We start from the raw sequence: 6,238 nt of genomic DNA, 5'->3' as shown, positions 1-6,238 counted from the left end.
GGTCGACGAGCGCGACGACGCCCGCCGCGAGGCAGAGCAGGGCGACGGCCGGAGCGACGACGTCGATCGCGAGCTCGAGTCCGTGGCTTGTGGCCACGGCGCCCGCCGCCACCGCAGTGCTGGCCTGGCCGAGGTAGCTCAGGAGGTAGACGGCAGAGATCATCGAGCCGCGGTGCTCGGCCGGCGCCACCCGTCCGATCAGGGCGAGACCGCCCGAGAAGCTCAGCGAGTAGCCCACTCCGCTCACCGCCGCGAAGGCCAGGAACAGTGGCAGCGACCCGGCGGCGGCCGTCCACTCCATCAGGGCGAGACCGGCCACCGCGACGACCGCGCCGATCACGATCGACACGTGCGGGTGCAGGCGCTGGATCGCGAGGGCCGTCACTCCGATGACCACCGGCGAGAGCGCGAGCGCCGCGCCGATCACGAGCAGATCGGTCGTGCCGGTGAGCTCGCGCGCCATCTGGGCGCCGAGCGAGAGCACGAGCGCGCCGGTGGCGTAGGCGACCGAGACCGCCAGCGTGGCGCAGGCGAAGGCCCGGCCCAGGCCTGTCGGCACGTGCGGGAGGCGCGGACGCCACCGGCCGGCCGCCGTCGGCCGGTCGTCGCGGGTCAGCGCAAGCAGCACCAGTGAGCCGACGCCGACGCCGGCGAGCACCCAGTAGCTGAGCTGCAGCGGCAGCGGCGCGTACTGCGCGAGCGCGCCCGAGAGCAGGAGCGAGAGGGTCAGCCCGGCCGAGGTCGACACGGTCGTCAGCGCGGCGGGGAGCCGATCCCGGGCCGAGACGTTGTTGTCGACGAGCGACGCGCTCGCTGCGCTGAGCGCGAGCGCCGTTCCCAGCCCCTGCAGGCCCCGGCCCAGGTAGAGCAGGCCCACGCCGGCGGCGAACGAGAAGGCGACGGCCGAGACCGAGATCAGCGCCATCCCCAGGAGCATCGTGCGGCGGCGGCCGATGACGTCCGAGAGGTCGCCCACCACGAGCAGGGCGAGCAGCAGGGCCACGGGATACGCGCCGAACACCGAGGTGACGACCACCGGAGAGAGGTCCCACTCCTCGGCGTAGCTCGGGTAGAGCACCGAGGGCGACCCGCTCGACCACAGGCACAGCGCGAGGACGAGGGTCGCGATCCAGAAGCTGCCACGGCGACCGAACCGAGGGCGTCCCGCGGCGGCCGTTCTCATGCCGCCGCGCGAAGCACCCGGCGCTCGCCGGCGGTCACCGGTACGCCCAGGCGGTTCTGCGCGGGCGGGAGGGGGCAGTTGTAGTGCGGCGAGAATCCGCACGGCGGGATGTAGGCGCGGTTGAAGTCGAGGAGGACCGGGCCGGGAGTGCCGGCGTCGGCCGCTCCGCCGATCCGCTGTACGACCAGGAAGCGGCCGACCGGGTAGCTCTGCAGCTCCGGGTCGCCGCTGCGGTTCGTCGGGTCGCCGAAGGGCACCAGGAGTGTGCCGCCGTCGTCGAACGCGGCCACGGTGTACTCCCGGGCGCGGCCGTCGTCCACGAGCGAGAAGGTGATGTCCCCCGGCACCACCAGATCACGGGTGGCGCCGTTGTCCCTCAGGTGCTCGAACGGGATCGTGCGGTCCTCGCCGACCGGCTCGAACCACGCCTCGAGCACCCAGGCGGCGTCGAAGGCGAAGGTCTCGATGGCGTCGAACGAGCGGATGCCCTCGGAGGCCGCGTCCCAGATGCGGTACCCATACTCCGGCTCGCCCGTGTCGAGGTTCTCGCGCTGCATCCGCGTGAGGGTGGCGGAGGGGCCGTACCCGGCGAGGGCCTGCTCGTCGTCGACGCTCTCGCCGGCGTCGAGCCAGCGCGTCTCGACCAGGGCGAGGTCGCCGCGCGGGCCGGTGACCCGCTCGGCGCGGCGGGCGAGCCACGCCTCCCAGCCGGCGCGCGCCGACTCCGTGAGGTCGATCGAGGCGCGGGAGGGGGCAGTGATGCTGCTCGAGAGGGCCATGGGGCGTGCAACGCGCCCGGGGCCGACTCTCTTCCCGCACCGCCGGATGGCGGCCTTCCGATGCCGTCGGCTGCAACGAAAGAGCCCGGCACCCTGCGGCAGCGGCGCGGCCGGCTGCTCTGACGGGGTGTCGGGCTCTTTCGTGCTGTCGAGCATCCTCCTGAGTCCCCGGTGAGCGCAAGGGCTCAGTTCCGGCGAATGCAAGAGTCTCCCGGATCGCGCTGCCGCGCGGCTCACGCTCGAACCCTCGGTAGACTGGACCGCCTGTTTTTCTGCGGCCTTCGGAGCGCGATCCGCCTCCCGGCCGCGACGGCGACGCACGGGAAGGGCGCACGATGACGGACGGGAACACGATCCTCGAGTCCGAGCTCTCGAGGGAGCGCGAGTACGTGGCGGCGCTCTACGCCCGCCTCGACGAGCTGATCGCCCACGCCCGCCAGGCGCTGGACACGGTCCGCATCGAGAGCGTCGGCGGCAACCACCAGAGCCGGTCCGAGCGCGACGCGTACGCCCGGCTCTACGAGGACCGCATCCGCTCGCTGACCGGCGCCGACGACCGCCTTGCGTTCGGCCGCCTCACGCTCGCCGACGGCGACTCCGAGCACCGCTACATCGGGCGCATCGGACTCCGCGACGACGAGCAGGACACGCTGCTGCTCGACTGGCGCGCTCCGCAGTCCGCGGCCTTCTACCAGGCCACCGCCGCCCGGCCGATGGGGACGCGCGCCCGCCGCCACCTCACCACTCGCGCGCGAGGTCCTCCGCTTCGAGGACGAGGTCTTCGACGAGGAGCTGCTGCGCGAGGGCACGGTGCTCCAGGGCGAGGGCGCGCTGATGGCCGCGCTCGGGGCCCAGCGCACCGGTCGGATGCATGACATCGTCGCGACCATCCAGAGCGAGCAGGACCGCATCATCCGCTCCGAGCTGCGCGGCGTGCTCGTCGTACAGGGCGGCCCGGGCACGGGAAAGACCGCGGTCGCGCTGCACCGCGCGGCGTACCTCCTCTACTCCCACCGCGACCGGATCGCCTCCTCCGGCGTGCTCGTGGTCGGCCCCTCGCGCTCGTTCCTGCGCTACATCGAGGCGGTGCTGCCCTCGCTGGGCGAGACCGGGGTGGTGCTCGCGACGCTCGGGCAGCTCTACCCCGGGCTCGACCTCGTCGAGGAGGACGAGCCCGCCGTCGCCCGTGTGAAGGGCTCGGCGCGGATGGCGGAGCTGCTCAAGCGCGCCGTCCGCTCCCGCCAGGTCGTGCCCGCCGAGGCGCAGCTGCTCGATGTGAACGGTGAGAAGCTGCGCCTGGAACCTCAGGACGTGGAGCGCGCGATCGGCCGCGCCCGCGACTCCCGCAAGCCGCACAACGAGGCGCGCGTCACATTCGTGAAGACCCTCCTCTCCCAGCTCACCCGGCAGCTCGCCGACCAGCTCCGCAGCCACGGCAGCACGGTCGATGAGGCCGATGAGGCGGTGCTCCGCGAGGATGTCCGCACCGCGTACGACGTGCGCGTCGCGCTCAACACCGCCTGGCTGCCCCTCACCCCCGAGAAGCTGCTCCAGGATCTCTTCGCCCGCCCGAACTGGTTCGCGACCCTCACACCGCGCTGGACCGCGGCTCAGCGCGCCCTCCTGCGCCGCGACCGCGACGCTCCCTTCACCGTCTCGGACGTGCCGCTGCTCGACGAGGCGGCCGAACTCCTCGGCGCCTACGACGACCATGCCGACGCGTCGAAGAAGGCCGAGAAGGAGCAGCGCCGCCGCGACATCGAGAACGCCGAGGCGGCGATCCGCAACATGGGCGTCGACGGTCTCGTGAACGCCAAGGACCTCGCGGCGGGCTTCGCCGAGCGGACGATCGTCGGCACCACCGCCGAGCGTGCGGCGGCCGATCGCAGCTGGACCTACGGTCACATCGTCGTGGACGAGGCACAGGAGCTCTCGCCGATGCAGTGGCGGGTGCTGTTGCGCCGCTGCCCGATGCGCTCGTTCACCATCGTGGGAGACGTCGCGCAGGCGTCGGGCGCCTCCTCCGCCTCGAGCTGGGACGCCGCCCTGCGCGACACCTTCGGCCGTCAGGGCCGCGGTGTCGAGGCCGCGCCGTGGCGTCTGGAGGAGCTGACGGTCAACTACCGCACGCCTGTGCAGATCGTCGCGTTCGCCGAGCGCACGGCACGCGAGAACGGACTCGAGATCACGCCGGGGGAGGCGGTGCGCTCGACGGAGTGGCCGGTGCGGACGATCCGCGACCGCGGTGGTGCGCCGCTGACCGAGCGGGTGCTCACCGCCGTGACCGAGGACCGCGCGCTCGAGGCGGAGGGGACCCTCGCGGTGATCGCGCCGGATGACGAGCTGGCCGCGATCGCGGCGCGGCTCGAGGCGGAGTTCGGCCGTGACGTCGGGCGCGGAGCCGCCGGGCTCGACCGCGCGATCGCCGTACTCTCGACCACTGACGCCAAGGGGCTCGAGTTCGACTCCGTCGTCATCGCGCGCCCGCGCCTGATCGCGCGGACCGGCGACCGCGGCGCGGCCTCGCTCTACGTCGCGATGACCCGGCCGACTCAGCGCCTCACTCTGGTGGAGTGAGCGCTCGCAGCGGGCTCCCAGGCTCGACCCGTCCGCGCCGTAGGATCGAGGCATGAGCAGCGAGAACCTGACCAAGCCCGAGCTCGACGCCCCCGACGGCCCGGCCCCCGACGCTCTCGTCGTCGAGGACCTCGTCCTCGGTGAGGGAGCCGAGGCACAGCCCGGCTCGACCGTCGAGGTGCACTACCTCGGGGTCGAGTACGACACCGGCGAGGAGTTCGACTCCTCCTGGAGCCGCGACCAGTCGATCAACTTCCCCCTGAACAACCTGATCCGTGCCTGGCAGCAGGGCATCCCCGGCATGAAGGTCGGTGGCCGTCGCAAGCTGATCTGCCGCCCGCGCTGGCCTACGGTCCGGCCGGCGGAGGGCACCCGCTCTCGGGCAAGACCCTGATCTTCGTGATCGACCTGCTCGGCACCGCGTAGTCCGAGTCCTCGACGAAGGCGCAGCTCCTAGCGGGGCTGCGCCTTCTTCACGCGGTCGACGAGTTCGCGCCAGGCCCCGTCGAGTTCGCTCTCGCCGAGTCGCACCCGGTGGGTCTGCACCCGGATCTCGTAGACGAACCGGTCCGGCCTGCCGGGGGAGTCGCCGTCGGCGTCGTCCCACGGCAAGGAGCCGAGAAGCTCGCGCCACGCGCGCTCGTCGGGCTGCTGCTCGACATCCACGCGCCACACCCGGCGCAGACCGGCGAAGCCGCCACTGCGCGACACGATGACGTCCATGCGCGCGATGCTACCCGCCGCCGTCGCGCAGTGGAGCGCGCTCATCCCTGCAGCGTCACTCCCACCGTCTCCCAGCCCCGGCGGACCGCCACCTCGACCTCGGAGCGCGAGCCGTAGCGGGCGGCCGCGGCCTCGACGGTGAGGGCGGCGAAGGCCTCGAAGCCCGCGGTCGCGGTGAGCACCCCTCCGGTGAGCACGTCGTACCAGACCTGCCCTGCGCGTTCCCAGGCGGCCCCCCCCGAGGGCGGTCGCCGCGACCGCGAAGGCACGGTTGGGGATACCGGAGTTGATGTGCACGCCGCCGTTGTCGTCCTCGGTGTCGACGTAGTCGGCCATCGAGCCGGGCTGCGGATCCGAGCCGAGCACGTCGTCGTCGTAGGCGGTGCCGGGTGCGATCATCGAACGCAGCGCCGTGCCCTGCACCTCGTCGGTGAAGAGGCCCTCCCCGATCAGCCAGCTCGCCTCCGTGGCGCTCTGCCCGGCGCCGAACTGCTCGAGCAGGGCACCGAAGACGTCCGAGACCGACTCGTTGAGCGCTCCGGACTGGCCCCGGTAGACGAGGTTGGCGGTGTACTCGGTGATGCCGTGAGCGAGCTCGTGCCCGATCACGCTCCGCGAGACGGTGAAGCGGCGGAACACCTGCCCGTCGCCGTCGCCGAAGACCATCCGGGAGCCGTCCCAGAAGGCGTTGTCGTAGTCGTCGCCGAAGTGCACGGTCGCGTTCAGCGGCAGCCAGGCATCGTCGATGGAGTCGCGGCCGTACGCCTCCTGGAGGAACGCCGACATGGCGCCGAGGCCGTCGTAGGCCTCGTCGATGGCCACGTCACCCGTTGCAGGCGCGCCCTCGCGACGCACGACGGTGCCGGGCAGGGTCTCGCGCGTCGCGGCGTCAGCATGGTGCGTTGCAGCGACTGTGTCCGGTTGCGCGGGGAGGGTGTCGCGGCGGCGGTCGGCGCACCGCGGTCGGGGGAGGGCT

General features: G+C 72.7%; 3 protein-coding genes and 3 pseudogenes. 2 read left to right on the top strand and 4 right to left on the bottom strand.

The genetic code is table 11. From position 1 onward, the window contains the following. Together ACH61_RS13490 and ACH61_RS13485 are read right to left on the bottom strand one after the other, a co-directional pair. Positions 1-1,183 (bottom strand): MFS transporter (locus tag ACH61_RS13490; RefSeq protein ID WP_068212928.1); only part of this gene is annotated, 1,183 nt, incomplete at its 3' end. After that, a complete protein-coding gene (locus ACH61_RS13485) occupies positions 1,180-1,962 on the bottom strand; it encodes a DUF1684 domain-containing protein (RefSeq protein ID WP_068212925.1) in 783 nt (260 codons plus the stop codon). The genes ACH61_RS13490 and ACH61_RS13485, both read right to left, overlap by 4 nt. Positions 1,963-2,297: 335 nt before the next feature. Between ACH61_RS13485 and ACH61_RS13480 the strand changes: the two are divergent. Continuing rightward, a pseudogene (locus ACH61_RS13480) lies at positions 2,298-4,539 on the top strand (HelD family protein). Positions 4,540-4,591: 52 nt separating this feature from the next. Next, a pseudogene (locus tag ACH61_RS13475) lies at positions 4,592-4,965 on the top strand (FKBP-type peptidyl-prolyl cis-trans isomerase). Positions 4,966-4,992: 27 nt separating this feature from the next. Here the strand turns inward: ACH61_RS13475 and ACH61_RS16460 are convergent. Both ACH61_RS16460 and ACH61_RS13470 read right to left on the bottom strand, forming a co-directional pair. Continuing rightward, positions 4,993-5,262, bottom strand: coding sequence for a protealysin inhibitor emfourin (locus ACH61_RS16460; protein WP_153038891.1), 270 nt, complete (start codon positions 5,260-5,262; stop codon positions 4,993-4,995). Between the two features lie 41 nt (positions 5,263-5,303). Further along, positions 5,304-6,238, bottom strand: a pseudogene (locus ACH61_RS13470) (M4 family metallopeptidase); the annotation flags it as partial.

The organism is Rathayibacter tanaceti, from assembly GCF_001634385.1.
In the GTDB taxonomy this organism is placed as follows: Bacteria; Actinomycetota; Actinomycetes; order Actinomycetales; family Microbacteriaceae; genus Rathayibacter; species Rathayibacter tanaceti.
Note: the sequence above shows the minus strand (reverse complement) of the source record. Positions and strands in the feature narration are given on the sequence as shown.